Genomic DNA, 23,635 nt, shown 5'->3' on the forward strand with positions numbered 1-23,635 from the left:
GCCCGGCGGCACGTGCCGCCGGGCCCCCGTCGTGCGCGGGGAGCGTCAGCTCCGCATGTCCATGACGACGCGGCCGTCGATGCTGCCCGCGATCATCTCGTCGAAGATCGCGTTGATGTCGCCGAGGGGGCGCACCGTGTAGGTCGGGTCGACCTTGCCGCGGGCGAAGAAGTCGAGGGCCTCCGCCATGTCCTTGCGGGTGCCGACGATCGAGCCGCGCACGGTGAGCCCGAACAGGACCGTGGTGAAGATGTCCAGCGGGAACTTCTCCGGGGGCAGGCCCACGAGGGACACCGTGCCGCCGCGGCGCAGCGCGCCGACGGCCTGCGGGAACGCGTGGGCGTTGACCGCGGTCACCAGTGCGCCGTGGACGCCGCCGCCGGTCTTCTCCTGCAGCTCGGCCGCGGCGTCGGCGGAGGTGGCCGCGTTCACGGTCACCTCGGCCCCGTGCTTGCGCGCCAGCTCGAGCTTGGCGTCGTCGACGTCGACCGCGGCGACGCGGCGGCCCATCGCGACCGCGTACTGCACGGCGATGTGGCCGAGGCCGCCGATGCCGGAGATCAGCACCCACTCGCCCGGCTTGGTGTCGGTGACCTTGAGGCCCTTGTAGACGGTGACGCCGGCGCACAGGATCGGGCCCACGGCCGACAGGTCGACGCCCTCGGGGACGATCGGGGCGTACCGGGAGTCGACGAGCATGTACTGGCCGAAGGAGCCGTCGACCGAGTAGCCGCCGTTCTTCTGGTTCGGGCAGAGGGTCTCCCAACCGGTCTCGCAGTACTCGCACTCGCCGCAGGCGCTCCACAGCCAGGCGTTGCCGACGGTGTCGCCGACCTTGACGCGGGTCACCTGGTCGCCGACGGCGACGACGTGCCCGACGCCCTCGTGGCCGGGGACGAACGGCGGGCTCGGCTTGACCGGCCAGTCGCCGTGCGCGGCATGCAGGTCGGTGTGGCACACCCCGGTGTAGTCGACCTTGACCAGGGCCTCGTGCGGGCCGGGCGTCGGGATCTCTCGGTCCTCGACGGTCAGGGGCTCGGTGAACGAGTGGACGACCGCGGCCTGCATGGTGCTCATCTGCTTCTCCCTCTCACGGGCCGCTCGCGGGCGGCCCACATGTCGAACTGCTGATACCTCGACGGTAGGCGCGATGCCTCCGCGACGCAGCCCCAGGGCCTTGTGAAGGCTGTCACAAGCCGCACGATCAGGCCGTTCGCTGCATGTGTAATCCTTCACAAAGTGGATGGCCGGTCGATCCGGCACGGTCGGCAGCGGTCGGCCCGACCCGGGCTCGCGTGCCCGGCCGAGGGGCGGACGCCGCCCTCGGGCGCTCCGGCCGTTCCGTAGACTGGCGCGGTGACCACCCCCCTGTCCGCCGCACCCGCGGGCGGCGTCGACGGCGCGCGGCTGCCGCTGCGTCCCGAGCTCGCCGCCGAGGTGCCCTACGGCGCCCCGCAGCTCGACGTGCCCGTGCGGCTGAACGTCAACGAGAACCCGTACGCCCCGTCGGAGGCCGTGGTCGCGACGATCGCCCACCACGTCGCCGAGGCGGCGCGCGGGCTCAACCGGTACCCGGACCGCGACTTCGCCGCCCTGCGTGGCGACCTGGCCGACTACCTGGCGCTCGAGTCGGGGGTGCGGGTCGCGCCCGAGCAGGTCTGGGCCGCCAACGGCTCCAACGAGGTCATGCTGCATCTCCTGCAGGCGTTCGGGGGCCCCGGCCGCACCGCGCTGTCCTTCGCGCCGACCTACTCGATGTACCCCGAGTACGCGCGCGACACGCACACGCGCTGGGTCACCGGCCGCCGCGAGACCGACTTCACGCTCGACGTCGACCACGCGGTCGCGACGATCGAGGAGGTCCGCCCGTCCGTGGTCCTCCTCGCCAGCCCGAACAACCCGACCGGCACGGCGCTGCCGCTCGCGACGGTGGAGGCGATCCTGGACGCCGCGGCGAGGACCGAGGTGCCCGACGCCCCCGAGCGCGACGGTCGCCGGGCCGGCGCTGTCGTCGTGGTCGACGAGGCGTACGCGGAGTTCCGGCGCCCCGGCACGCCGTCGGCCCTCGAGCTGCTCGGCACGCACCCCCACCTCGCGGTCTCGCGCACGATGTCGAAGGCCTTCGCCGCGGCCGGGCTGCGGCTCGGCTACCTGGCCGCCTCCACCGCGCTCGTCGACGCCCTGCGTGTCGTCCGGCTGCCCTACCACCTGTCGGCCGTCACGCAGGCGGCCGCACGGGGAGCGCTGGCGCACCACGACGAGCTGCGGGCCCAGGTGCGCGACCTGCGCGACGAGCGCGACGCCCTCGTGGCGTGGCTGCGCGCGCAGCGCGTGGACGGCCGCCCGCTGCAGGTGGCGGACTCCGACGCGAACTTCGTGCTGTTCGGCACGTTCGAGGACCGGCACGCCGTCTGGCAGGGCCTGCTCGACCGCGGGGTCCTCATCCGCGAGACGGGGCCCGACGGCTGGCTGCGCGTCTCCGTCGGCACGCCCGGCGAGAACGCCGCGTTCCGGGCCGCGTTCATCGAGGTCGTCAGCGAGACGGTCACCGGCGCCACGGCGCCCGAGGAGGAGGACTGATGCAGCACCGCACGGCCCGCGTGGAGCGCACGACGAGCGAGTCGAGCGTCGTCGTCGAGCTGGACCTGGACGGCACGGGGCGCACGGAGATCTCGACGACCGTGCCGTTCTACGACCACATGCTCACCGCGCTCGGCAAGCACTCGCTGATCGACCTCACGGTGCGCGCGACCGGCGACACCCACATCGACGCGCACCACACGGTCGAGGACGTCGCCATCGTGCTCGGCGAGGCGCTGCGCGAGGCGCTGGGCGACAAGCGCGGCATCTCCCGCTACGGCGACGCGACCGTGCCGCTCGACGAGGCGCTCGCGCTCGCGGTCGTCGACGTCTCCGGCCGGCCGTACCTGGTGCACTCCGGCGAGCCGGAGGGGCAGGAGTACCACCTCATCGGCGGGCACTTCACCGGGTCCCTCACGCGGCACGTGCTCGAGTCGATCGCCCACCACGCGGGCATCTGCCTGCACGTGCGGGTCCTCGCGGGCCGCGACCCCCACCACATCGTCGAGGCCCAGTTCAAGGCGCTCGCCCGCGCGCTGCGCGCCGCCGTCGCCCCCGACCCGCGCGTCGAGGGCGTCCCGTCCACGAAGGGTGCGCTGTAGCCGCATGACCACCGATCCCGACCGGCAGCCCGACCCGCAGCCGGACCTGCCCGACGACCTGCCCGAGGGCTTCGAGGTCCCCGACGACCTGTCGGGTCTCGACGGCACCCGCAAGGACCCCGACCTGGCGGTCCTCATCACACAGATCGCCGGCGCGGAGCCCTTGGCGGCCGCCTGCTCGCTCGCGGAGCTCGACGTCGACGCCGTGCCCACGCCCGTGGGCGCCGTCGCCGTGCTGCGCGACACGAGCGACGATGCCCCCGACCACGCCGCCGCGGCGATCTCGAAGCTCGTGGCGGGCGTCCCGCTGGTGCTCGTGACCCGCTGGGGCGAGCAGCTCACCTGCGTGCGCTACGCCGACGGCGAGGCGCAGGGCGAGCTGCCCCCGGGCCTGGTGCTGGGCGGCGCGCCGGAGGCGCTCGAGGACCTCGTCACCGGCCAGCTCACGGTGGCCGACCTGCCGGGCGTCGTGCCGTCGACGAGCATCGGCCGCTTCAAGGCGATGCGGATGCTGACCGGCGCCGCGCGCAAGGCCCGCAAGAAGCAGTAGGGGAGAAGCATGCCGGACACGCCCAGCGATTCGACCAGCGACTCGACAGGCACGGTCGACCGGGACAGGATCACCGCGGCGCAGGAGGCGGCGGGGATCACGCCGTTGCTGCCGCACGGCGGCGCCGCGGCCGAGCTCAACCCCGCGCCGGCGCCCGCGCGCCCGGACGGACGCTCCCACGTCGTGGTGCTCGACTACGGCTTCGGCAACGTCCGCTCGGCCGTGCGCGCGCTCGAGCGGGTCGGTGCCGACGTGGAGCTCACCGCCGACCTGGCGCGGGCCGCCGAGGCCGACGGCCTCGTCGTGCCGGGCGTCGGCGCGTTCGCCGCCTGCATGGCCGGCCTCCGTGCCGTGCGGGGCGACCAGGTGATCGACCGGCGCCTCGCGGGGGGTCGCCCGGTGCTGGGCATCTGCGTCGGCATGCAGGTCATGTTCGACGCCGGCGTGGAGCACGGCGAGCGCGCCGAGGGCCTGGGCGAGTGGCCCGGCGTCGTCGAGCGCCTCGACGCCCCGGTCGTGCCCCACATGGGCTGGTCGCCCGTGGAGGCTCCCGAGGGCTCCCGCCTCTTCGCGGGGGTCGAGCACGAGCGGTTCTACTTCGTGCACTCGTACGCGGCGCGGCAGTTCACGCAGGGGCACGACGGCGACGCGGACCCGCGCTACACGCCGCCGCTGGTCACCTGGGCGCGGCACGGGGCGCCGGGCGCGGAGTCCCGGTTCGTCGCCGCCGTCGAGAGCGGTCCGCTGGCCGCCACGCAGTTCCACCCCGAGAAGTCCGGCGACGCCGGCGCGACCCTGCTCGAGAACTGGGTCCGCTCGCTCTGAGCGCCGTCGACCCGATCACCCCGCACCCGAACCTGCCGTTCCAGAAGCTGGAGACACCCTGATGACCGACCGCCTCGTGCTGCTGCCCGCCGTCGACGTCGCCGACGGCCAGGCCGTCCGCCTCGTGCAGGGGGAGGCCGGCTCGGAGACGTCCTACGGCGACCCGCTGGCCGCCGCCCGCGACTGGCAGGCGGGCGGCGCCGAGTGGATCCACCTCGTGGACCTCGACGCGGCGTTCGGTCGCGGCTCGAACGCCGACCTCCTCGCGCAGGTCGTCGCGGAGCTCGACGTCCAGGTCGAGCTGTCCGGCGGCATCCGCGACGACGCCTCGCTCGAGCGCGCGCTCGCCACGGGAGCCCGGCGCGTCAACATCGGCACCGCCGCCCTGGAGGACCCGGAGTGGACCGCCCGCGTCATCGCCGAGCACGGGGACGCCGTCGCCGTGGGCCTCGACGTGCGCGGCACGACGCTCGCCGCCCGCGGCTGGACCCAGGAGGGCGGCGACCTGTGGGAGGTGCTCGCCCGCCTGGACGACGCCGGCTGCTCCCGGTACGTCGTCACCGACGTGACCAAGGACGGCACGCTGCGCGGCCCGAACGTCGACCTGCTGCGCGAGGTCGCCTCGCGCACGCCGGCCAAGGTGGTCGCGTCCGGCGGCATCTCCTCGCTCGCGGACCTCGAGGCGCTGCGCGCCCTGGTGCCGGACGGCGTCGAGGGCGCCGTGGTGGGCAAGGCCCTGTACGCCGGGGCGTTCACGCTGCCCGAGGCGCTCGACGTGGCGGGCCGGCCGTGACGGCCGGGGACGGCCGGGCCCTGCCGGGCCACCTGAAGTCCATCCAGCCGACGTCGCAGTTCGCGGGCGACGACGGCTCGGCCGACCCGGAGCTCGCCGCGCTGCTGGTCGCGCACGCCGCGGGCACGGGGTCGCTGGAGGACGTCGTGCGGCGCCTCGCCGTGACCCGCGTGCTGGTCCCCGTGCTCGCCGAGCTGGCCGTCGCCGACGTCGTCGAGCACGAGGGGCCCTCGGGCACGCAGGAGCTGCACGTCGACAAGGAGGCCGCGGCCGGCGTGGTGGCGATCGAGGCGCCCGACGGTCGCCGCGCGCTCCCCGTCTTCACGTCGGTCGGCGCGATGACGGCCTGGCGGCCCGACGCCCGTCCCGTCCCGGTCGAGGCGGCCCGCGCGGCCCTCTCGGCGGTGAGCGAGGACTGGTCGCTGCTGGTCGTGGACCCGGCCGGGCCGGCCACCGCCCTCGTGCCCCGGCCTGCGGTCTGGGCGCTCGCCCAGGGCGAGGAGTGGCGCCCGGCGCTGGTCCCCGCGGGCCCGGACGGCGCCCTCGAGGTGGACCCGGAGGTCGCCGCCGCGGTCGCGGACGCCGCGGCGCCGGTGCAGCACGTGGTGCGCGCGCACGCCGAGCGCGGACGCCGCGCGGAGGTCGCCGTCGTCCTGGCCCTGGACCCGGGGCTGGACCGGCCGGGGCTGGACCGCGTGCTCGCGCAGGTGAACGCCCGTCTCGGCGCCTCGACGGTGATCTCCGGCCGCGTGGACTCGCTCGAGCTGCGGGTGGGCGCGGCGCGCTGACCCGGCGTGCCGACCCGGCGTCGCCGGGCCTCCTAGCCGGTGGGCGTCGCGGACGGGCTGCCGGACGGCTGTGCGCACGGCGGCAGCGCCCGGAAGCCGTCGGCGTCGTCGAGCAGCCGTTCCAGGGTGGAGAGCGGCACCAGCAGCGAGCGGCCGTCGGAGGTCTTCGCGTACACGACGCCGATCACCCGTCCCCGCGTGTCGAGGGCGGCCGACCCCGACGAGCCCGGTTCGACGGGGGCGTCGGTGAGCAGCACCTCGCCCAGGTTCTCGTGCAGCGGGTCGGTCGTCGGCCCGATGACCTCGCCGGCGGTGATCGTCAGCTCGCCGCCCTCGGGATAGCCGACCACGGTGACGGCGTCGCCGGGCCGCGGGTCGGCCTCCGCGAGCGTCGGGTAGCTGGGCAGCGGGTCCGCGGTGCGCACGAGGGCGAGGTCGGCCAGGGATGCGCTGCCCGCGGCGGAGACCTCCAGGTCGCGCCCGTCGTAGGTGCTGACCTCCAGGGACTCCGAGTCCGCCACGACGTGGCGGTTGGTGACGAGGGTGTGCGCGTCGACGGCGAAGCCGGACCCGGTCGACAGGCCGTCGCAGCCGACGTTCCGGATCCGCACGGCCATGCGCTGCACGGCGTCGAAGCCGTCGGGGGACAGGCCCTCCGCGTCGTCGGGGGAGAGCGACGCCGGGGCGGACGGCGCGACGCGCGTCGGGACGACGTCGTCCGGGACCGCGGGCGGGAGCGCGGGGAGCACCCCGCAGCCGGCGAGCGTCGCGGCGAGGAGGAGGGCCGGCGCCGGGCGCAGGCCGCGCGAGCGGTCTGGCCGGGTACCTGGTCGGGTACTTGGTCGGGTCACTGCTCGAGCTCCTGCTCGAGCTGGTCGTTCGCCTCGGAGGCCTGCCGGCACAGCGTCTCGACGTCGGAGGCGAACCGGTCGAGGTCCTTCGCGTCGTAGGAGCCGCGGTCCTCGAGGTACGTGATGAGCTGCGACTGGGCGTCGACGCAGTCGCCGAGCGCCGTGGTCACGACGCCCGCCGCCTCGCTCACGCGCCGCTGGTAGTCGAGGTACTGCTGCGAGGCGACGTTCTCGTCCCCGAGCTGGGCCTTCTCGTTGGCGAGGTCGGTGATGCGGGCCGTGGCGGTCGCGAGCTGCTCGCGGGCCGCGACCAGCTCGGCGTCGGTGGCGTCGAGCTCGGCGTCGAGGGACGCCACCCGGTCGGCGTACCCCCGCGCCTCGTCCTCCCATGCCGCGCTGTGCGCCTGCCAGCGCGTGGTGGTCACCCACAGGTACGCGCCGATGCCGAGCGCCCCGGCGAGCAGCACGGCCAGGACCGCCACGACCGGGCGGCGGTCGCGGCGACGGACGGGTGCGCCGCTCCCCGCAGGGGGTGGCGAGCGGTCCGGGGGCGGCGGCCAGGCGGACGGGGCGGACATCTCAGACGACGGAGCCCGTGAACTTCTCGCCGGGGCCCTCGCCGGGCGCGTCCGGCACGACCGACGCCTCGCGGAACGCGAGCTGCAGGGACCGCAGGCCGTCGCGCAGCGAGCGGGCGTGCTGGTTGCCGATGTCGGGGGCGCTCGTCACGACGAGCGCGGCGAGCGCCGTGATCAGCTTCCGCGCCTCGTCGAGGTCCAGGTGCCCCTGGGCGTCGGCGTCCTCCGCGAGGCCGCACTTCACGGCGGCGGCGCTCATGAGGTGCACGGCCGCGGCGGTGATGACCTCGACCGCGGCGACGTCGGCGATGTCACGGGTGGCGTCGTCGGCCGCGGCGTCGGCGGTGGAGGGGGTCGCGGGGGTCGCGGTCGCGGAGTCGGTGGAGATGGCGTCGGGCGAGGTGCTCATGGGGTCCATCTTCGCATCGGGCGGGACCGTGACGGCCCGCGGGGGACGGCCGAGGCCGGGCCCCCGCGGGGACCCGGCCTCGGTGAGCGGCGACGGCGGACGCGCGTCGCCGTGCCTGTCGCGTCAGATGCCGACGGGCTCGACGTCCGGGCCCGAGCCGGCGGCGGCCGGCGACGGCACGTGCCCGGCCGACACCTCGGCGCGGAGCTTGGCGCCGAGCTCGGCGTCGACGTTCGTCCAGTACTGGAAGAACCGCTCGCGGATCTCGTCGATCGTGATGGCGAGGCCCTGGCCGGTGAGGGTCTCGAGGAACCGCGCCTTGGCGCCGTCGTCGAAGACCTCGCGGTACAGGGTGCCGGCCTGGCCGAAGTCGTCGTCCTCGGCGTGCAGGGTCTGCGCGGAGCGCAGCAGCGCGCCGTCCGACTCCCACGCCGCCTCGACGCCGAGCAGCGGGTCGGCCACGGGGCCGCCGGCCTCGCCGAACGAGTTCGGCGTGTACACGCGGTGCTCGGCGCCGTTGAAGTGGTACTGCATGTTGCCCTGGTGCATGTAGTTCGCGACCGGGGCGGCGTGCGGCTGGTTGACCGGCAGCTGGTTGAAGTTCGTGCCGATGCGGTGGCGCTGGGCGTCCGGGTAGGAGAACACGCGGGCCATGAGCATCTTGTCCGGCGAGATGCCGGTGCCCGGCACCTGGTTGCCCGGCGAGAACGCGGCCTGCTCGATCTCGGCGAAGAAGTTCTGCGGGTTCCGGTTCAGCGTGAACGTCCCGACCTTGATGCGCGGGTAGTCCTTCTTCGACCAGGTCTTCGTCATGTCGAACGGGTTGAAGCGGTACGTCTTCGCGTCCTCGTACGGCATGACCTGCACGTAGACGTCCCACGAGGGGAACTCGCCGCGGTCGATGGCCTCGTACAGGTCGCGGCGGTAGTAGTCGGCGTCCTCGCCGGCGATGCGCTCGGCGTCCTCCGCCGACATGTGCTCCACGCCCTGGTTCGACAGGAAGTGGTACTGCACCCAGAAGCGCTCGCCCTCGGCGTTGACCCACTGGTAGGTGTGCGAGCCGTAGCCGTTGAGGTGCCGCCACGACTTCGACAGGCCGCGGTCGCCCATGACGTAGGTGACCTGGTGGGCCGACTCGGGGGAGAGGGTCCAGAAGTCCCACTGCATGTCGGCGTCGCGCAGGCCCGAGGCGCCGAGGCGCTTCTGCGAGTGGATGAAGTCCGGGAACTTCATCGCGTCGCGCAGGAAGAACGTGGGGGTGTTGTTCCCGACGATGTCGAGGTTGCCCTCGGTGGTGTAGAAGCGCAGGGAGAAGCCACGCACGTCGCGCCAGGTGTCGGGGGAGCCCTGCTCGCCCGCGACGGAGGAGAAGCGCAGCAGCGTCTCGCTCGTCGCGCCCTTCTGGAAGACCGCGGCGCGGGTGTACTGCGACACGTCCTCGGTGATCACGAGCTCGCCGAAGGCGCCACCGCCCTTGGCGTGCGGGTTGCGCTCGGGCACGCGCTCCCGGTTGAAGGAGGCGAGCTTCTCGACCAGGTAGCGGTCGTGCAGGACGGTGGGCCCGTCCGCGCCCACGGTCAGCGAGTGCGCGTCGCTCGCGACCGGGGTGCCGGTCTGCGTCGTCGTGAACGGCGTCGTCATGAGATGACGTCCTTTCTCAGGGGGGTTCCGGTTCAGAAGGTCGTGCCGTGGCCGGCCGCCGGGACGGGGTCGGCGGCGGAGCGTCCGGCACAGTCGGGGCACAGGCCCCAGAAGGTGACCTCGGCGAGGTCGACGGCGAACCCGTGGGACGCGCTGGGCGTCAGGCAGGGTGCGTGACCCACGGTGCAGTCGACGTCGGCGACGGCGCCGCACGAGCGGCACACCACGTGGTGGTGGTTGTCGCCGGTGCGGCGCTCGTAGCGCGCGGGGTGCCCGGCCGGCTCCATCCGGCGCAGGAGGCCGGACGAGGTGAGCGCGTGCAGGCAGTCGTAGACGGCCTGCACGGACACCGAGCCGAGGTCGGCCCGCACCGCGCGCACGACGTCGTCCGCGGTGGCGTGCGGGTGCTCGGAGAGCGCGCGCAGGACGGCGAGCCGGGAACCGGTGACGCGCAGGCCCCGCTCCCTCAGCAACGTCTCGTCCGTCCTCGCCGTGGTCATGGCCGTGACCCTGCCACACTTTCTGGAACGATTCCAGTAAAGGTCGTGGCAGGGTCGGCCGAGACGCTCGCCACACCGGCCGGACGGGCGGCGATCCCGTGCTAGCCTTGACAGCTGACCGACCTGGGTCCGTCCGTACGCCGCTCCGCGGAGCGTCTGCAGGGCTCAGGTGCATCAAGTGGATCTCATCCCACCCGAGCACCGACCGAGCGCCCCCGGCGCCGACAGGAGCCGGGTCCCGGTCGGACGTCCCTCGTGGGCGTCCGCCTCGGTCGTCGGAGCGTTCGCGCCCCGGCGTCGGTAGATGGCCTCCACCTGTGCTCAGGTCGGGGGCCTTTCCCGTCCCTGGCGGTCTACCGACGAGTTCCTAGGAGCATCACCATCAGCGAGCCTCGCATCAACGATCGGATCCGCGTCCCCGAGGTCCGACTCATCGGCCCGGGCGGGGAGCAGGTCGGCGTGGTCGCCACGGGAGTCGCCCTGAAGCTTGCCCAGGACGCCGACCTCGACCTCGTCGAGGTGGCCCCGGACGCCCGTCCGCCCGTCGCCAAGCTCATGGACTACGGCAAGTTCAAGTACGAGTCGGACATGAAGGCGCGCGAGGCGCGGCGCAACCAGGCGAACACGGTCCTCAAGGAGATCCGGTTCCGCCTGAAGATCGACCCGCACGACTACGGCACCAAGAAGGGCCACGTCGTGCGCTTCCTGGAGGCCGGCGACAAGGTCAAGGTCATGATCATGTTCCGTGGTCGTGAGCAGTCCCGCCCCGAGATGGGCGTGCGCCTGCTGCAGCGCCTCGCGGAGGAGGTGTCGGACCTCGGCTTCGTCGAGTCGATGCCGAAGCAGGACGGCCGCAACATGACCATGGTGCTCGGTCCGGTGAAGAAGAAGGCCGACGCCAAGGTCGAGCAGCGCAAGCGGTCCAGCGAGATCAACGCGCAGCGCAAGACCAAGTCCGAGGTCAAGGCCGAGGCCCGCGCCCAGGCTGCGCCCTCGCAGCCGACGCCGGAGCCCGAGCCGACGGAGCCCGAGCCGACGCAGCCCGAGGTCGAGGTGCAGGAGGCGCCGGCCCCCGAGGCCGTGCAGCCGACCCCTGCACCGGTCGCCGAGGAGAAGCCCGCCGCTGCTCCGGCGAAGGCCGCTGCTCTGGCCAAGCCGGCCGCCGCTCCGGCCAAGCCGGCCGCTGCGCCGAAGCCGGCCGCTGCGCCGAAGCCGGCCGCCGCGACGCCGAAGCCCGCGACGCCGAAGCCGAGCACCCCTCGGCCGGCCGCGCCGCGGCCGCCGAAGCCGAGCCCCCGCGCAGGGCGCTGAGGCCGAACACACACGACCATCTGGCACCGGGCCGCTCGCCGGCCCCGGTCCGCACCACGTCCCCGCCGGCCGGCGGGTGACCGACACGAGGAGAGACGGCAGTCATGCCGAAGAACAAGACGCACTCCGGCGCCAAGAAGCGTTTCCGGGTCACCGGCAGCGGCAAGATCATGCGTGAGCAGACGAACGCTCGCCACTACCTCGAGCACAAGTCCAGCCGCCGCACGCGTCGTCTGGCCCAGGACCAGGTGGTCTCGGCCGCCGACGTCAAGACCATCAAGAAGCTGCTCGGCAAGTGAGCCCTCGGCGGCCACCCGCTCCCGGTGACACCGAGGAGCACGGCCGCCGGGTCCACTTCCGACCCGACACTGCAAGGAGCATCACGTGGCACGCGTGAAGCGGGCGGTCAACGCCCACAAGAAGCGCCGTACGACCCTCGAGCGCGCCAGCGGCTACCGCGGCCAGCGTTCGCGCCTGTACCGGAAGGCGAAGGAGCAGGTCACCCACTCCCTCGTCTACTCGTACCGCGACCGCAAGGCGAAGAAGGGCGACTTCCGCAAGCTGTGGATCCAGCGCATCAACGCTGCGTCCCGCGCGCAGGGGCTGACCTACAACCGCCTCATCCAGGGCCTCAAGGCCGCTGAGGTCGAGGTCGACCGTCGCATGCTCGCCGAGCTCGCGGTCAACGACGTGGCGGCGTTCAACGCGCTCGTCCAGGTCGCCAAGGACGCGCTGCCGGCCGACGTCAACGCGCCGAAGGCCGCCTGAGCCACCGCTCAGCACCCGGACGCCCGGACACCCCCGACCTGTCGATGCCGCGCATGATCTCAGGCATCCCCGACGTGACGCTCGCGAACCCGCGGGCGGACCGGGTCAAGCAGGTCAGGGCGCTGTCCGGGCGTCCTGCGCGTTCCCGGCACGCGCAGTTCCTCGTCGAGGGCCCTCAGGGCGTGCGCGAGGCGGTCCGCCACGCGGCCCACGACGTCCGGGACGTCTATCTGACGCCCGCCGCGGCCGAGCGCTACGACGAGATCCTGCGCGACGCCCTCGACGCCGGGCTGCACCTGCACGTCGGGACGCCCGAGGTGCTGGAGGCGATGAGCCCCGACGCCCAGGGCGTCCTGGCGGTCGTGCGGGCACGGTCGTACGGACTCGACGAGGCGGTGGAGTCGTTGGCCGCGGCGCGGGCCGCCGAGGGGCGCCCGCTGCTCGTCGCCGTGCTGGCCGCCGTGCGCGACCCGGGGAACGCAGGCACGGTGATCCGCGCGTCCGACGCCGCCGGCGCCGACCTGGTGGTCCTCGCGGGCCACAGCGTCGACCCGCACAACCCGAAGGTGGTGCGGTCCACGGCCGGCTCGCTCTTCCACCTCCCGGTCGTCACCGGGGCGTCGCTGGCCGAGGCCGTCGCCGTCCTCCGGTCCGCCGGCTGTGTCGTCCTCGCCGCCGACGGCGCGGGGACCCACGACCTGGACGACCTGCTCGACGTCGCGGGCGCGGCCTCGCGAGAGCCCGACCAGCCCGACCTCTCCGGCTCGACGGCATGGGTCTTCGGCAACGAGGCCTGGGGTCTGCCCGAGGCCGACCGTGCCCTCGCCGACGCGGTCGTGCGCGTGCCGATCCGCGGCCAGGCCGAGTCGCTCAACCTCGCGACCGCCGCGACCGTCTGCCTGTACGCCAGCGGGCGCGCCCAGCGCTAGGGCGCGTCTCCTCGACGCGCGTCGAGGCGCGCGGCAGACCGGCCAGGTGACGTCTTCCCGGTACCGCGTGTCCGGTCCTCGACCTCGTGCTGCGGACGCTGCCGGAGGCCGCCGCGCCAGGTTCTTGACGCGGTTCTTGACGCGGCGGCCTCCGGTCACAGGGTTCGTTTGACGTCGTGGGCGTCGGTCGAGCGAGGCATCAGGCAGGAACCCTGTCGAGGAAGCCGCGAACGTCGCGGATGCGCTGGTCCGCGTCGACCACGAGGACGTCGAAGCCGATCACGACCGGCTCCTCGCCGGCCGGTCCGAGGCCCCACTGGAAGCGGACCTGCTGATGGTGGGCGTCGATGTCGCCCACGGCGGTGAAGACGAAGCCGGGGAACTGAGCCTGGACAGCCTGAATGGTCGTCTCGACCGCTTCGCGGCCCTGCGCCTCGGCGAGCGGGTCGACGTAGGCGCAGTCCTCGGCCCAGTGGCTGGTGAGGAGCTCGGCGCGGGCCGACGTGTCGGTGGCGTTCCAGGTGTCGAGGTAGCGGGTCACGATCTCGTTCATGGCGTCTTCCCTTCTCGAATGACGTTGCACCCGAAGACTCGCCGCTCGTCGACCGTCCGGTCGATGACCTCTGAGGTCATGGTCGCCTTCGACAGGTGCTGCCTACGCTCCTCCCATGACCTCGACGGTGATGGCTCCATCGGTCGGCAACGAACTGCGCCGTTGGCGTGAGCTGCGGTCCTTGAGCCAACTCGCGCTCGCCACCCAGGCGGAGGTGAGCACCCGGCACGTGAGCTTCGTCGAGACCGGAAGATCCCGGCCGACCCCGGAGATGATCCTCCGGCTGGCCGAGGTGATGCGGGTACCCCTGGGCGAGCAGAACCGCCTCCTGCTCGCGGGGGGCTTCGCTCCCCGTTACGCGCACCGTGCCACCGACGACGAGGCGCTCGCGCCGGTGATGGCCGGGTTGCGCACCTTGTTGGACGCCCACGCGCCGTACCCGGCGTTGCTCCTCGACGACCATTGGGACGTGGTCGACGCCAACCGGCCCGTCGACGCGCTGGTCGCCGGCTGCGACCCGAGGCTGCTCGAGCCTCCGCTCAACGTGATCCGGCTCTGCCTGCACCCGCGAGGACTCGCACCGCGCATCCGCAACCTGCCCACCTGGCGAGAGCACCTGCTTCACCAGCTCCAGCAGCGCATCGCCCGCACCGGCGGCGACCACGACCTGGTCGCGCTCCGGGAGGACGTCGTCGACTACCCCTGCGACGGTGAGCCCCCCACCCGACCATCGGCCGACCCTGTCGTCCCGCTAGAGATCGAAGCGGGTGGTGAGGTGCTCCGGATGTTCAGCGTGGCCAGCCAGATCGAGAGCGCCTCCGACGTCACCCTCGACGGTCTGCACCTCGAGACGTTCCTGCCTGCCGACGACCACACGCGCCGGCTGCTGAACCCCTGACGTGCGCCCGAGAAGCCGTGGCGGGTCCGTCCGCTTCTCGGTCGGCCGTCGAAGGTGGTCTCGAACGCGTCGCGGGCCATCACAGCGAGTCACCGAACGGGCGACGCGCCTGAGCCCCACCGATCCGCTCGCCCCTCGGCGCGGTCCCGGATGCCGCGCAGCATCGCGGCCGACATCACCCAGCTCGCCACCTGCGTGGCCTCGACGACGAGCCGCCCCGCGACGCCGTGCGACCGGTACCGCTCCCGCACGAGCAGCCGCGTCCCGGCGGACCGTCCGGGCCACGGGCGCAGCACGAACGCCCACGAGAAGTCGAAGGGCGGCGCGCCGTCGGGACCGCCCTCGTCGCCCAGCAGGACCAGGTGGCGCCGCGGCTCCAGCGCGGCCACGCGGAGCCCGAAGCCCTCGGCGAGGTGCACCCGGTCGCCCGGGCCGAGGCGCTGCCACTCGGGCACCACGCGGTCCGCGGAGCGGATGTCCAGGCCCATCAGGCGCTCGATCCGGTCGTAGGAGTAGAACCCGCCGCGGCCGTAGCCGAGCTGCAGCAGCCAGGGCCACACGGCGGAGGCGGGCGTACGGACGCCGACCGCGCGGGTCGCGACCACGTCGGCCGACGGCACGAGGTCGTCCCCGGGCAGCGGCTGGTCGGCCTCCAGGGCGGCCGTGCCCCAGGTCTGGGTCATGCGCCGGGTCAGGAGCGCGGCGCCGACGCCGGCGACGGCAAGGGTCGTGCCGGCGAGCGCGCGGCGGGTCGTGGGCATGCCCCCAGCCTGCCGCGGGGCCTAGCATCGCGCCATGCGCCTGTTCACGGCCGTGTACCCGTCCGCCGAGGCCCTCGCCCACCTGGAGCTCGCCCTCGCCGGCGTGGGCGGCGCGTCCGTCGCGGACCCGGGCCGCGGGCTGCGCTGGGTGCCGCCCGAGCAGCGTCACGTCACGCTGGTCTTCCACGGCGAGGTGCCGGACGGGGCCGTGCCGGACTACGTGGACGCATTGGGCGACGCGCTGGCCGACGTGCCGCCGTTCGAGCTGGCCCTGAGCGGCGGCGGCACCTTCGGCGGCCGCACGCTCTGGGTGGGTGTGGCCGGGTCGGTCGACGACCTGCGGCGCGCCGGTGAGCTCGTGCAGGACGCCGCCGTCGGCGCGTCGGGCCTGCCCGCCGCGGACCGCACGTCGGGACGGCCGCACCTCACGGTCGCGCGGGCGACCGCTCGTGCGACCGTTCCTGCCGCGGCGGGCCGGCGGCGGGTGGACTCCGCACGCGGAGGCACGCGGGGGCCGCGCGGGCGGGAGGCCGACGCGTCGCCGCTGGTGCCGTGGGCGCGGGCGCTCGCCGTGTACCGGGGGCCGTGGTGGCGGGTGGACGCCGTGCACGTCGTCGCGTCCCGGCTCGGGGAGGGGCGGTCGGGCGGGCCGCTGCACGAGGCCGTCGCCGAGGTCCCGCTGGCCGGCGCCGCCTAGGGCGCGTCGGCCGCGCCGGGCGAGGCGTGCTGGACGTCCGCCAGGCGGTGCACGGTGTCCCGCGTCGTGCGGTACAGCTCCCGGTAGCCGTCGTAGAGGCTGTCGTAGCGCGCCGCCCGGGCAGGGTCCGGCTCGATCCGGGTCGTCAGGGGGTTCCACCGCGCGATGTCGACCTCCGCCACGGCGGACGCGGCGAGGTAGGCCGCGCCGAGGCACGCGCCCGACGACCCGTCGGCGAGGACCTGGGGGAGCCCGGTGACGTCGGAGACGATCTGCGGCCACAGGGCGCCCTGCGACCCCCCTCCGACGGCCACCCCGCGCAGCGCCGGCGCTCCGGCGCCGCGCAGGAGCTCGAGGTTCTGGCGGACGCCGAAGGCGGTCGCCTCGAGCGCCGCGCGGTACACGTCCCCCCGGGAGTGCTCGAGCGTGAGCCCGGCGATGACGCCGCGGGCGTCCGGGTCGTGCAGCGGGGTCCGCTCGCCGGCGAAGTACGGGAGCATGAGGAGGCCGCGGCTGCCCGCCGGGGAGCGCTCGGCCTCCGCGACCAGCTCGCCGAACCCGGGGCCGCCGAACAGCCCGCGCAGCCAGCCGGTGACCGCCCCGCTGGTGGCGGTGCCGGCCGTGAGGTCGTACGTCCCGGGCCGGACACCGACCGCCGACCAGAGGTCGCGGTGGTGCAGCAGGCGGTGGCCCGACGCGATCATGAAGAGCGTGCTGCCGTACATGAGGGCGACGTCGTCCGGGGCCGTGGGGACGCTGGCCGCCTCCGCCCAGGCGTCGATCGTCCCGAGCACGACGGGGGTGCCCTCGGGCAGGCCGGTCCGCCGCGCGGCGTCGGCCGTGACCTTCCCGGCCACGTCACCGGGCAGCCCGAGCGCGGGCAGGGTGACCTGGCCGCGCAGCCGGTCGGCCCAGCGCTCGTGCCAGGTGCCGGCGCGCAGGTCGTAGAGCGGCGCGGCCTGGCTGGCCGACGTGTGGTCGAGGCGGTAGGCGCCCGTGAGCCTCCAGACGAGCCAGGACGACGGCATGAACAGGCGGCGGGCGCGGGCCCAGACCTCCGGCTCGTGCTCGGCGACCCACGCGAGCTTGGGCCCCACGGCCTGGCTGGAGAGCCGGGAGCCGGTGGCCCGCTCGACGGCCTCGGCCCCGAGCTCTGCCTCCAGCCGGTCGATCTGCGCGGACGCGCGCGTGTCGACGCCGTAGAGGATGGCGGGGCGCAGGGGCGTGCCCGCCGCGTCCGTGAGGACGGCGCAGGGGCCGACGCCGCTGGTGCCCACCGCGACGACGGGGACGTCGCACTGGCGGCGCAGCCGCGCCGTGAGCTCCGCGAGCTCGTCCCACCAGACCTCCGGGTCCATCTCGACGTGCCCGGGACGAGGGCGGTCGGGCTCGTGCTCGATCGTGGCGCGCGCCTGCACACGACCGTCGAGGTCGACGAGCACCGCCTTCGCGCTCGAGGTCCCGATGTCGACGCCGAGGACGGCCCCGGTCATGGGCGGCGCGCCGCCGGCCGGTCGAGCGCCTCGAGCAGGGCGCGCGCCGTCGGCGCGTCGGTCACGAGGGAGCGCACGAGTCCGGCCCGCACGGCGCCGACGATGCTGGGCACCTTCTCGACGCCCACGGCGACGCCGACGCACCGGTCGAGCCCCTGGAGCAGCTCGCGGGGGGTGCGCACCATCCGGTCGCTGCCGGGGAACTCGATCGCGGCGCCGGCGGCGTCGAAGAAGTTCATGCACACGTCCCCGATGGCGTCGCGGAACGTCGACGCGTCCGCAGGGATCGAGCGGGAGATCGAGTTCCGGGTGGCGGTCGGCGCGCCGATGCCGACCACGGCGGCGCGGGCGGACCGCCAGAGGCCGATCACGTGCCGGAAGGTCGGGTCCTCGTCGAGCGAGCGGCGCATCGGGACCGTGGGCAGCACCTCGGTGAACAGGAACGCCGGGAAGGCGCCCGTGCTCTCGGCGGCAAGGCGGGCGATCTCGTTGGTCTGGTACCAGGCGACGGGCTCGCTGAGGCCGCCGACGGTCGGGACGACCTGCACGCCGGTCATCTTGGGCAGCGGCTCGCGCACGACCTCGTAGACGGTCCGCCCGGACGAGAGCAGCAGCACGTCGCCGGGCTCCAGACCCATGTCCTCGATCTCCGCGCCGACGGCGGGGGCGAGGTCGGGGCCGAGCCGGCTGGGATGGACGGGCGGCACGACGCGGGCGCCGTCCAGGCCGAGGGCCTCGCGGAGGCGCGCGGCGAGCACGCCGCGCTCGTCGGAGCGGGGGTCCACGACCTCGATGCGCACCAGGCCGAGCCGGCGCGCCTCGGTCACGAGCCGGCTGACGGTGGGGCGCGAGACGTCCAGGCGCTCCGCGATGGCGGCCTGCGTCTCGTTGTCGACGTAGTACATCCGCGCCGCCTGGTACGCCAGGTCGGCGGCGGTCACCTCGTGCTCGCTCCGGTGCTCGCTCAGGTGGTCCGTCCGGTCAGGCCTCGCGTCGTCGCGCTCGCTCACGGTGCTCCCAGGGTCTCGGGACGTCGTCGGACGACGGTGATTCTTCCCCTTCCGCGCGCCCGGCGCTCCTCTCCTGAACAAGTGTGCGTGACAAATGTTCATGAAGTGGCTACGGTGGCCGCGTCCGGAACCCAGAGCCAACGGAGGCCAGACCCGTGCCCCTCGTCACGAACGCCGAGACCACCCTTCCCGAGACCATGCGCGCCGTGGTCGTCCACGGTCCCGAGGACTACCGACTCGAGACCCTCCCCGTGCCCGTCCCCGGGCCGGGGGAGCTCCTGCTGCGCGTCGACGCCGTCGGCGTCTGCGCCAGCGACCTGAAGTGCTACCACGGCGCCGCGAAGTTCTGGGGCGACGAGCACCGCCCGGCCTGGGCGCAGAAGGGCGTGACGCCCGGCCACGAGTTCGCCGGCACCGTCGTCGCGGCCGGCGACCAGGGCGCGCTCGACAAGCGCGAGGCCGCGCTCGGCGACCGGCTCGCCTGCGAGCAGATCGTGCCCTGCTGGGAGTGCCGGTACTGCCTGCGCGGCGCGTACTGGATGTGCGGCCCGCACGACATGTTCGGCTTCAAGGGCTTCAACGGGGCCATGGCCGAGTACGTGCTGGTGCCGGAGCGGGCCCTGACGCACCAGGTCGACCCCTCGATCGCGCCGCAGCACGCCGCGTTCGCCGAGCCGCTGTCCTGCTCGATGCACGCCGTCGAGCGCGGCGGGATCCAGCTGGACGACGTCGTCGTGGTGGCCGGCGCGGGCCCGATCGGCCTCGGCGCCATCGCCGGCGCCCGCCAGAAGAACCCGTACCTCGTCGTCGCGCTCGACATGAGCGATGCCAAGCTCGAGCTGGCGAGCAAGGTCGGCGCCGACGTGACGATCAACATCACGACCGAGGACGCCGTCGCGCGGGTCAAGGAGCTCACCGGCGGCTACGGGGCCGACGTCTACATCGAGGCCACCGGCCACCCGTCCGCCGTCGCGCAGGGCCTCGACCTGCTGCGCAAGCTCGGCACCTTCGTCGAGTACTCGGTCTTCAAGGACGACGTGACCGTGGACTGGTCGATCCTCTCGGACGACAAGGAGCTCGACGTGCTGGGCGCACACCTCGGTCCGCACTGCTGGCGCCCCGCCATCAAGCTCATCGAGTCCGGCACCCTCCCGCTCGAGGAGGTGTGCACGCACCAGTTCCCGCTCGAGCGCTTCCAGGACGCCCTCGACCTGGTCGGCGACTCGGCGGGCGGCTCGGTCAAGGTGTCGATCGTCCCGTCGCTGTCCTGACCTCGCCCCACCGCCACGGATCCGACCGTTCGAAGGAGAACCATGTCTGAGACCACGACGCGCGACGACGCGCCGTCGCCGGCCACCGAGTCCCGGCTGGAGCGGATGGGCATCCCCCGCTCCGTCGCGTGGGGCTATCTGGGCGTCCTGCTGTTCATGACCGGGGTCGGCGTCGACTCCAACTTCATCACCCCGCACCTCGTCGAGGCGCTCGGCAGCCCCGAGGCGACCGTCGCCACGATCATCACGGCGTACAGCCTCACCGTGCTCGTGGGCAGCTATCTGTCCGGGGCACTCGCGGACCTCCTCGGGCCGCGCAAGGTGATGCTGCTCGGGTTCGGCGTCTGGGTCGTCTTCCAGGCCCTGTTCCTCGTCGCCCTGGACAGCGGCAGCTTCTGGGCGGTCGCGCTGACCTACGCGATCCGGGGCTTCGGCTACCCGCTGTTCGCGTTCGGCTTCCTGGTCTGGGTGAACGTCGCCACGCGCCCCGAGCGCAACGGCTCCGCCGTCGGCTGGTTCTACGTCGCGTTCACCGGCGGGCTGCCCACCCTCGGCTCGCTCTTCGCCATCGGCGCCATCCCGACGTTCGGCGGCGGGTTCGCCGGCGAGGCCGGTGCGATGTGGGTGTCGCTGCTCCCGGTGACGCTCGGCTTCCTCGTCGCGTGGTTCGGCGTGCGCGACCCGCGCGGGTCGCGCCGGATCGCGCCCGCCGGCGACTCGGCCTCGACGGTCATGCTGTCCGGCCTGTCGCTGACGGTGCGCAGCCCCAAGGTGCTCATGGGCTTCCTGGTGCGTCTCATCAACACCGCGCCCCAGTACGGCATGTTCATCGTGCTTCCCGCCGTGATCGCCGACGAGCGCGGCTGGGGCCAGGCCCGGTGGCTGACGATGACCGTGCTCGTGTACGCGACCAACATCCTCGTCAACGCCCTCTTCGGGTGGATCGGCGACCGCATCGGCTGGCAGCGCACGGTGAAGTGGTTCGGCGTGTTCGGGTCGTCGCTCGGCCTGCTCGCCTGGTGGTACGTGCCGCAGCTCGTGCCCTACGGCTCCGACTGGGGCTTCTGGGTCGCGACCGCCGCCGGGTGCGTCTTCGGCTGCCTGCTCGCCGGGTTCGTCCCGATGGGCGCGATCATGCCTGCGCTCGCCCCCGAGCGGAAGGGCGCCGCGATGGCCATGTACACGACCGCCGCGGGCGGCGCCGCCTTCCTGGGCTCGGCCGTCGTGGCGCTGGGCTTCGCCGTCGGGTTCGGCGGCCAGGGCATCGTCTGGATGTTCGTGGCCCTCTACGCCGCGGCCTTCGTCATGGTCGGCCGGCTCACCGTCGACCAGCCGGGGCACGCCCCCGCACCCCGCGCGGCCGCCGTGGCGGCCCGCTGACGACCGCGCCGTCGTCGCCTGGTACCTCCCCGTACGACCCACGAACGAAGGACGCTCCCATGACGAGGATCTTCGACGACCCGGAGGAGTTCGCCGACGACCAGCTCGCCGGATTCCTCGACCTCTACGCCGACCGGTTGCGCGGCGTGCCCGGCGGCGTCGTGACGCTGCCGGACGGCGAGCCGCAGGTCGCCGTCGTGATCGGCGGCGGCTCGGGCCACTACCCGGCCTTCTGCGGCACGGTGGGGTCCGGCCTGGCGCACGGCGCCGTGGTCGGCAACATCTTCACCTCGCCGTCCGCGGCCCAGGCGTACTCCGTCGCGAAGGCGGCCGACCAGGGGCGCGGGGTGGTGCTCAGCTTCGGCAACTACGCCGGCGACATCATGAACTTCGGCATCGCCGCCGAGCGGCTGCGCAAGGAGGGCATCGACGCGCGGGTCGTCGTCGTGACCGACGACGTCGCGTCCGCCGAGGACCCCGAGCAGCGCCGCGGCATCGCGGGCGACTTCTCCGTCTTCAAGGCGATGGGCGCCGCGGCCGCGGCGGGCCTCGACCTCGACGAGGTGGAGCGGGTCGGCCGCGCGTCGAACGCCGCGACCCGCACGCTCGGCGTGGCGTTCTCCGGCTGCACGATGCCGGGCGCCGAAGCCCCCCTCTTCCAGGTGCCCGCCGGGCACCTGGGGCTCGGCCTCGGCATCCACGGCGAGCCGGGCATCGAGGACGTCCCCCTGCTGCCGGCGGAGAAGCTCGCCGGCCTCCTCGTGGAGCGCCTCCTCGCCGCGGCGCCGGACTCGTCGTCGACGCGCCTCGCGCCGGTGCTCAACGGCCTCGGCACCACGAAGTACGAGGAGCTCTTCCTCCTGTGGCGGCACGTGGCCCGGCTGCTGCGCGAGCGGGGCTTCACCCTGGTGGAGCCGGAGGTCGGCGAGCTCGTCACGAGCCTCGACATGGGCGGCGTGTCCCTCACCCTCCAGTGGCTGGACGACGAGCTGGAGCGGTGCTGGACGGCCGACGCCTACACCCCGGCGTACCGCAAGCAGCGTGCGCCCCTCGAGCGGCTCGACGCCTCGGGGCGCGGGGGTGCCGCCGAGGGCGTGGCCCAGGACGAGGCCGTGCCGCCGGCGAGCGACGCCTCCCGGGCGCTCGCGGGCGCCGTCCGCGACGGGCTGCGCGCCCTGCACGCGGTCGTCGCCGAGCACGAGGAGGAGCTCGGCCGCATCGACGCGGTCGCCGGCGACGGCGACCACGGCCGAGGCATGCTCAAGGGCGCCACCGCGGCCCTGCGCAGCGCCGAGCAGGCGCCGCCCGAGGCCGGTGCCGCCTGGCTGCTCGGCCGCGCGGGGCGGGCGTGGGCCGAGCAGGCCGGCGGCACCTCCGGCGTGCTCTGGGGCGCCGCGCTGGAGGCGTTCGGCGGGTCGCTCGGGGACGACGGGGACGCGTACGACCCCCCGAAGGTCGCCGACGCGATCGACGCGTTCGCCGAGTCCGTGCAGGACCTCGGCCGCGCGCAGGCGGGGGACAAGACCCTGCTCGACGCACTGCTGCCGTTCGCCGCGTCGTTCCGTGAGCAGGCGGGGGCCGGCGCCCCGACGAGGGACGCCTGGGCGGCGGCTGCCGACGCGGCGACCGAGGCTGCCCGCGCCACGGCGGACCTGCGTCCGCGCGTCGGGCGGGCTCGGCCGCTCGCGGAGAAGTCCCTCGGCACCCCGGACGCCGGCGCGACCTCGTTCGCGCTCGTCGTCACCCGCGTGGGCGAGGTCCTCGCCCGCGACTGAACAGACCGACCAGCACCTGGCGGCGCCCGCAGCACCGGCGCGGCAGGAGAAGGAGACACCGGCATGACAGCAACGAACGACAGCGCGACCGAGGCGGGCGCGGGGCTGCGCCTCGTGGTCGGGTCCGACGACGCGGGCTTCGACCTCAAGTCCCTCCTCGCGGGGGACCTCGCCGACGACCCCCGCGTCGCGACGGTGACGGACGTCGGCGTGGGTGCCGACGGGCACACGGCGTACCCGCACGTCGCGGTCGAGGCGGCCCGGCTCGTCGCGGCCGGCGAGGCCGACCGGGCGCTCCTGGTCTGCGGCACGGGCCTGGGCGTCGCGATCGCGGCGAACAAGGTGCCCGGCGTCCGCGCGGTGACGGCGCACGACTCGTACTCGGTCGAGCGCTCCGTGCTCAGCAACGACGCGCAGGTGCTCTGCCTGGGGCAGCGGGTCGTCGGCCCGGAGCTCGCCCGCCGGCTCGTGCGCGAGTGGCTGGGCTACGCGTTCGACCCCGCCAGCGCGTCGGCGGCGAAGGTCGAGGCGATCTGCGGCTACGAGGTCGCCTGAGACGTGACGAGACCGGCGTGTCACGCCTCCCGTGCCATCATGGGAGGCGTGACACGCCGCGACCGCCGATTTACCGGGCCCGCCACGGGCCCGGCCCCGGCGACGCGCGCGCGCTGA

The 23,635-nt window shown here is 74.2% G+C and carries 26 protein-coding genes; 16 read left to right on the forward strand and 10 right to left on the reverse strand.

What is annotated here, in order from left to right:
• Positions 1-45: 45 nt before the first annotated feature.
• The gene (gene adhP / locus ACFQ80_RS14835; protein ID WP_430552253.1) at positions 46-1,077 is read right to left on the reverse strand and encodes an alcohol dehydrogenase AdhP; all 1,032 of its coding nucleotides are present in this window, start codon (positions 1,075-1,077) and stop codon (positions 46-48) included.
• Positions 1,078-1,356: 279 nt separating this feature from the next.
• Between adhP and ACFQ80_RS14840 the strand changes: the two genes are divergently transcribed.
• The 6 genes from ACFQ80_RS14840 (at position 1,357) to ACFQ80_RS14865 (ending at position 6,138) form a co-directional block, all read left to right on the forward strand.
• On the forward strand, positions 1,357-2,580 hold the full coding sequence (locus ACFQ80_RS14840; protein WP_430564196.1) for a histidinol-phosphate transaminase: 1,224 nt from the start codon (positions 1,357-1,359) through the stop codon (positions 2,578-2,580).
• Positions 2,580-3,182 carry an imidazoleglycerol-phosphate dehydratase HisB gene (hisB, locus tag ACFQ80_RS14845; RefSeq protein WP_430547395.1) on the forward strand — a complete coding sequence of 201 codons (603 nt, stop codon included), beginning with the start codon at positions 2,580-2,582 and terminating at the stop codon, positions 3,180-3,182. The genes ACFQ80_RS14840 and hisB overlap by 1 nt, the downstream gene beginning before the upstream one ends.
• Before the next feature lie 4 nt (positions 3,183-3,186).
• Positions 3,187-3,732: a hypothetical protein gene (locus ACFQ80_RS14850; RefSeq protein ID WP_430552251.1), complete on the forward strand. Its 546-nt coding sequence runs from the start codon at positions 3,187-3,189 to the stop codon at positions 3,730-3,732.
• A 9-nt stretch (positions 3,733-3,741) separates the two neighbouring features.
• A complete protein-coding gene (gene hisH / locus ACFQ80_RS14855; RefSeq protein WP_430564197.1) occupies positions 3,742-4,557 on the forward strand; it encodes an imidazole glycerol phosphate synthase subunit HisH in 816 nt (271 codons plus the stop codon).
• 61 nt (positions 4,558-4,618) lie between these two features.
• Entirely contained in the window at positions 4,619-5,350 is a 732-nt protein-coding gene (gene priA / locus ACFQ80_RS14860) for a bifunctional 1-(5-phosphoribosyl)-5-((5-phosphoribosylamino)methylideneamino)imidazole-4-carboxamide isomerase/phosphoribosylanthranilate isomerase PriA (protein WP_429762153.1), read from the forward strand.
• Positions 5,347-6,138: an SseB family protein gene (locus ACFQ80_RS14865; RefSeq protein ID WP_430564198.1), complete on the forward strand. Its 792-nt coding sequence runs from the start codon at positions 5,347-5,349 to the stop codon at positions 6,136-6,138. The genes priA and ACFQ80_RS14865 overlap by 4 nt, the downstream gene beginning before the upstream one ends.
• Positions 6,139-6,170: 32 nt before the next feature.
• Here the strand turns inward: ACFQ80_RS14865 and ACFQ80_RS14870 are convergent, their stop codons facing one another.
• From ACFQ80_RS14870 to ACFQ80_RS14890, 5 genes are all read right to left on the reverse strand, one after another.
• Positions 6,171-6,989 (reverse strand): S1C family serine protease, encoded by an 819-nt coding sequence (locus ACFQ80_RS14870; RefSeq protein ID WP_430564199.1) that lies wholly within the window; start codon positions 6,987-6,989, stop codon positions 6,171-6,173.
• Positions 6,986-7,567: a hypothetical protein gene (locus ACFQ80_RS14875; protein WP_430564200.1), complete on the reverse strand. Its 582-nt coding sequence runs from the start codon at positions 7,565-7,567 to the stop codon at positions 6,986-6,988. The genes ACFQ80_RS14870 and ACFQ80_RS14875 overlap by 4 nt, the downstream gene beginning before the upstream one ends.
• A 1-nt stretch (position 7,568) precedes the next feature.
• On the reverse strand, positions 7,569-7,976 hold the full coding sequence (locus tag ACFQ80_RS14880) for a DUF1844 domain-containing protein (RefSeq protein WP_430552246.1): 408 nt from the start codon (positions 7,974-7,976) through the stop codon (positions 7,569-7,571).
• Between the two features lie 123 nt (positions 7,977-8,099).
• Positions 8,100-9,617: a catalase gene (locus ACFQ80_RS14885; protein WP_430564201.1), complete on the reverse strand. Its 1,518-nt coding sequence runs from the start codon at positions 9,615-9,617 to the stop codon at positions 8,100-8,102.
• A 32-nt stretch (positions 9,618-9,649) separates the two neighbouring features.
• The gene (locus ACFQ80_RS14890; protein WP_430552244.1) at positions 9,650-10,117 is read right to left on the reverse strand and encodes a Fur family transcriptional regulator; all 468 of its coding nucleotides are present in this window, start codon (positions 10,115-10,117) and stop codon (positions 9,650-9,652) included.
• Positions 10,118-10,549: 432 nt separating this feature from the next.
• Between ACFQ80_RS14890 and infC the strand changes: the two genes are divergently transcribed.
• The 4 genes from infC (at position 10,550) to ACFQ80_RS14910 (ending at position 13,125) form a co-directional block, all read left to right on the forward strand.
• Positions 10,550-11,428 (forward strand): translation initiation factor IF-3, encoded by an 879-nt coding sequence (gene infC / locus ACFQ80_RS14895; RefSeq protein ID WP_430564229.1) that lies wholly within the window; start codon positions 10,550-10,552, stop codon positions 11,426-11,428.
• 104 nt (positions 11,429-11,532) lie between these two features.
• The gene (rpmI, locus tag ACFQ80_RS14900) at positions 11,533-11,727 is read left to right on the forward strand and encodes a 50S ribosomal protein L35 (RefSeq protein WP_079576291.1); all 195 of its coding nucleotides are present in this window, start codon (positions 11,533-11,535) and stop codon (positions 11,725-11,727) included.
• Between the two features lie 85 nt (positions 11,728-11,812).
• Entirely contained in the window at positions 11,813-12,196 is a 384-nt protein-coding gene (rplT, locus tag ACFQ80_RS14905) for a 50S ribosomal protein L20 (protein WP_430552243.1), read from the forward strand.
• 53 nt (positions 12,197-12,249) lie between these two features.
• Positions 12,250-13,125: a TrmH family RNA methyltransferase gene (locus ACFQ80_RS14910; protein ID WP_430564202.1), complete on the forward strand. Its 876-nt coding sequence runs from the start codon at positions 12,250-12,252 to the stop codon at positions 13,123-13,125.
• Between the two features lie 199 nt (positions 13,126-13,324).
• On the opposite strand, the gene ACFQ80_RS14915 is transcribed toward ACFQ80_RS14910, so the two are convergent.
• Entirely contained in the window at positions 13,325-13,678 is a 354-nt protein-coding gene (locus tag ACFQ80_RS14915) for a nuclear transport factor 2 family protein (RefSeq protein ID WP_430564203.1), read from the reverse strand.
• 115 nt (positions 13,679-13,793) lie between these two features.
• Here ACFQ80_RS14915 and ACFQ80_RS14920 point away from each other — a divergent pair, with 115 nt between their 5' ends.
• On the forward strand, positions 13,794-14,576 hold the full coding sequence (locus ACFQ80_RS14920) for a helix-turn-helix domain-containing protein (RefSeq protein WP_430564204.1): 783 nt from the start codon (positions 13,794-13,796) through the stop codon (positions 14,574-14,576).
• A gap of 89 nt (positions 14,577-14,665) precedes the next feature.
• Here ACFQ80_RS14920 and ACFQ80_RS14925 read toward each other — a convergent pair whose 3' ends face one another.
• Positions 14,666-15,337: an SRPBCC family protein gene (locus tag ACFQ80_RS14925; protein ID WP_430564205.1), complete on the reverse strand. Its 672-nt coding sequence runs from the start codon at positions 15,335-15,337 to the stop codon at positions 14,666-14,668.
• Positions 15,338-15,371: 34 nt separating this feature from the next.
• Between ACFQ80_RS14925 and ACFQ80_RS14930 the strand changes: the two genes are divergently transcribed.
• A complete protein-coding gene (locus ACFQ80_RS14930) occupies positions 15,372-16,034 on the forward strand; it encodes a 2'-5' RNA ligase family protein (RefSeq protein ID WP_430564206.1) in 663 nt (220 codons plus the stop codon).
• Here the strand turns inward: ACFQ80_RS14930 and ACFQ80_RS14935 are convergent.
• Positions 16,031-17,527, reverse strand: coding sequence for an FGGY-family carbohydrate kinase (locus ACFQ80_RS14935; RefSeq protein WP_430564207.1), 1,497 nt, complete (start codon positions 17,525-17,527; stop codon positions 16,031-16,033). The two genes, ACFQ80_RS14930 and ACFQ80_RS14935, sit on opposite strands and share 4 nt — an antisense overlap.
• Positions 17,524-18,537, reverse strand: coding sequence for a sugar-binding transcriptional regulator (locus ACFQ80_RS14940; protein ID WP_430564208.1), 1,014 nt, complete (start codon positions 18,535-18,537; stop codon positions 17,524-17,526). The genes ACFQ80_RS14935 and ACFQ80_RS14940 overlap by 4 nt, the downstream gene beginning before the upstream one ends.
• A 155-nt stretch (positions 18,538-18,692) precedes the next feature.
• Between ACFQ80_RS14940 and ACFQ80_RS14945 the strand changes: the two genes are divergently transcribed.
• The 4 genes from ACFQ80_RS14945 (at position 18,693) to ACFQ80_RS14960 (ending at position 23,518) form a co-directional block, all read left to right on the forward strand.
• Positions 18,693-19,808, forward strand: coding sequence for a zinc-binding dehydrogenase (locus ACFQ80_RS14945; RefSeq protein WP_430564209.1), 1,116 nt, complete (start codon positions 18,693-18,695; stop codon positions 19,806-19,808).
• A 42-nt stretch (positions 19,809-19,850) separates the two neighbouring features.
• Positions 19,851-21,188, forward strand: coding sequence for an MFS transporter (locus ACFQ80_RS14950; RefSeq protein WP_430564210.1), 1,338 nt, complete (start codon positions 19,851-19,853; stop codon positions 21,186-21,188).
• Positions 21,189-21,247: 59 nt separating this feature from the next.
• Positions 21,248-22,963, forward strand: coding sequence for a dihydroxyacetone kinase family protein (locus ACFQ80_RS14955; protein WP_430564211.1), 1,716 nt, complete (start codon positions 21,248-21,250; stop codon positions 22,961-22,963).
• Positions 22,964-23,026: 63 nt separating this feature from the next.
• Positions 23,027-23,518, forward strand: coding sequence for a ribose-5-phosphate isomerase (locus tag ACFQ80_RS14960; protein ID WP_430564212.1), 492 nt, complete (start codon positions 23,027-23,029; stop codon positions 23,516-23,518).
• The last annotated feature ends 117 nt before the right edge of the window (positions 23,519-23,635 follow it).

The organism is Isoptericola sp. NPDC056578, from assembly GCF_042793275.1.
Lineage (GTDB): Bacteria > Actinomycetota > Actinomycetes > Actinomycetales > Cellulomonadaceae > Isoptericola.

Coding starts and splice junctions, on each gene's coding strand:
- adhP (WP_430552253.1), bottom strand. CDS start 1,077: ATGAGCACCATGCAGGCCGCGGTCGTCCACTCGTTCACCGAGCCCCTG.
- hisB (WP_430547395.1), top strand. CDS start 2,580: ATGCAGCACCGCACGGCCCGCGTGGAGCGCACGACGAGCGAGTCGAGC.
- ACFQ80_RS14850 (WP_430552251.1), top strand. CDS start 3,187: ATGACCACCGATCCCGACCGGCAGCCCGACCCGCAGCCGGACCTGCCC.
- hisH (WP_430564197.1), top strand. CDS start 3,742: ATGCCGGACACGCCCAGCGATTCGACCAGCGACTCGACAGGCACGGTC.
- priA (WP_429762153.1), top strand. CDS start 4,619: ATGACCGACCGCCTCGTGCTGCTGCCCGCCGTCGACGTCGCCGACGGC.
- ACFQ80_RS14875 (WP_430564200.1), bottom strand. CDS start 7,567: ATGTCCGCCCCGTCCGCCTGGCCGCCGCCCCCGGACCGCTCGCCACCC.
- ACFQ80_RS14880 (WP_430552246.1), bottom strand. CDS start 7,976: ATGAGCACCTCGCCCGACGCCATCTCCACCGACTCCGCGACCGCGACC.
- ACFQ80_RS14885 (WP_430564201.1), bottom strand. CDS start 9,617: ATGACGACGCCGTTCACGACGACGCAGACCGGCACCCCGGTCGCGAGC.
- ACFQ80_RS14890 (WP_430552244.1), bottom strand. CDS start 10,117: ATGACCACGGCGAGGACGGACGAGACGTTGCTGAGGGAGCGGGGCCTG.
- rpmI (WP_079576291.1), top strand. CDS start 11,533: ATGCCGAAGAACAAGACGCACTCCGGCGCCAAGAAGCGTTTCCGGGTC.
- ACFQ80_RS14910 (WP_430564202.1), top strand. CDS start 12,250: ATGATCTCAGGCATCCCCGACGTGACGCTCGCGAACCCGCGGGCGGAC.
- ACFQ80_RS14915 (WP_430564203.1), bottom strand. CDS start 13,678: ATGAACGAGATCGTGACCCGCTACCTCGACACCTGGAACGCCACCGAC.
- ACFQ80_RS14920 (WP_430564204.1), top strand. CDS start 13,794: ATGACCTCGACGGTGATGGCTCCATCGGTCGGCAACGAACTGCGCCGT.
- ACFQ80_RS14925 (WP_430564205.1), bottom strand. CDS start 15,337: ATGCCCACGACCCGCCGCGCGCTCGCCGGCACGACCCTTGCCGTCGCC.
- ACFQ80_RS14930 (WP_430564206.1), top strand. CDS start 15,372: ATGCGCCTGTTCACGGCCGTGTACCCGTCCGCCGAGGCCCTCGCCCAC.
- ACFQ80_RS14935 (WP_430564207.1), bottom strand. CDS start 17,527: ATGACCGGGGCCGTCCTCGGCGTCGACATCGGGACCTCGAGCGCGAAG.
- ACFQ80_RS14950 (WP_430564210.1), top strand. CDS start 19,851: ATGTCTGAGACCACGACGCGCGACGACGCGCCGTCGCCGGCCACCGAG.
- ACFQ80_RS14955 (WP_430564211.1), top strand. CDS start 21,248: ATGACGAGGATCTTCGACGACCCGGAGGAGTTCGCCGACGACCAGCTC.
- ACFQ80_RS14960 (WP_430564212.1), top strand. CDS start 23,027: ATGACAGCAACGAACGACAGCGCGACCGAGGCGGGCGCGGGGCTGCGC.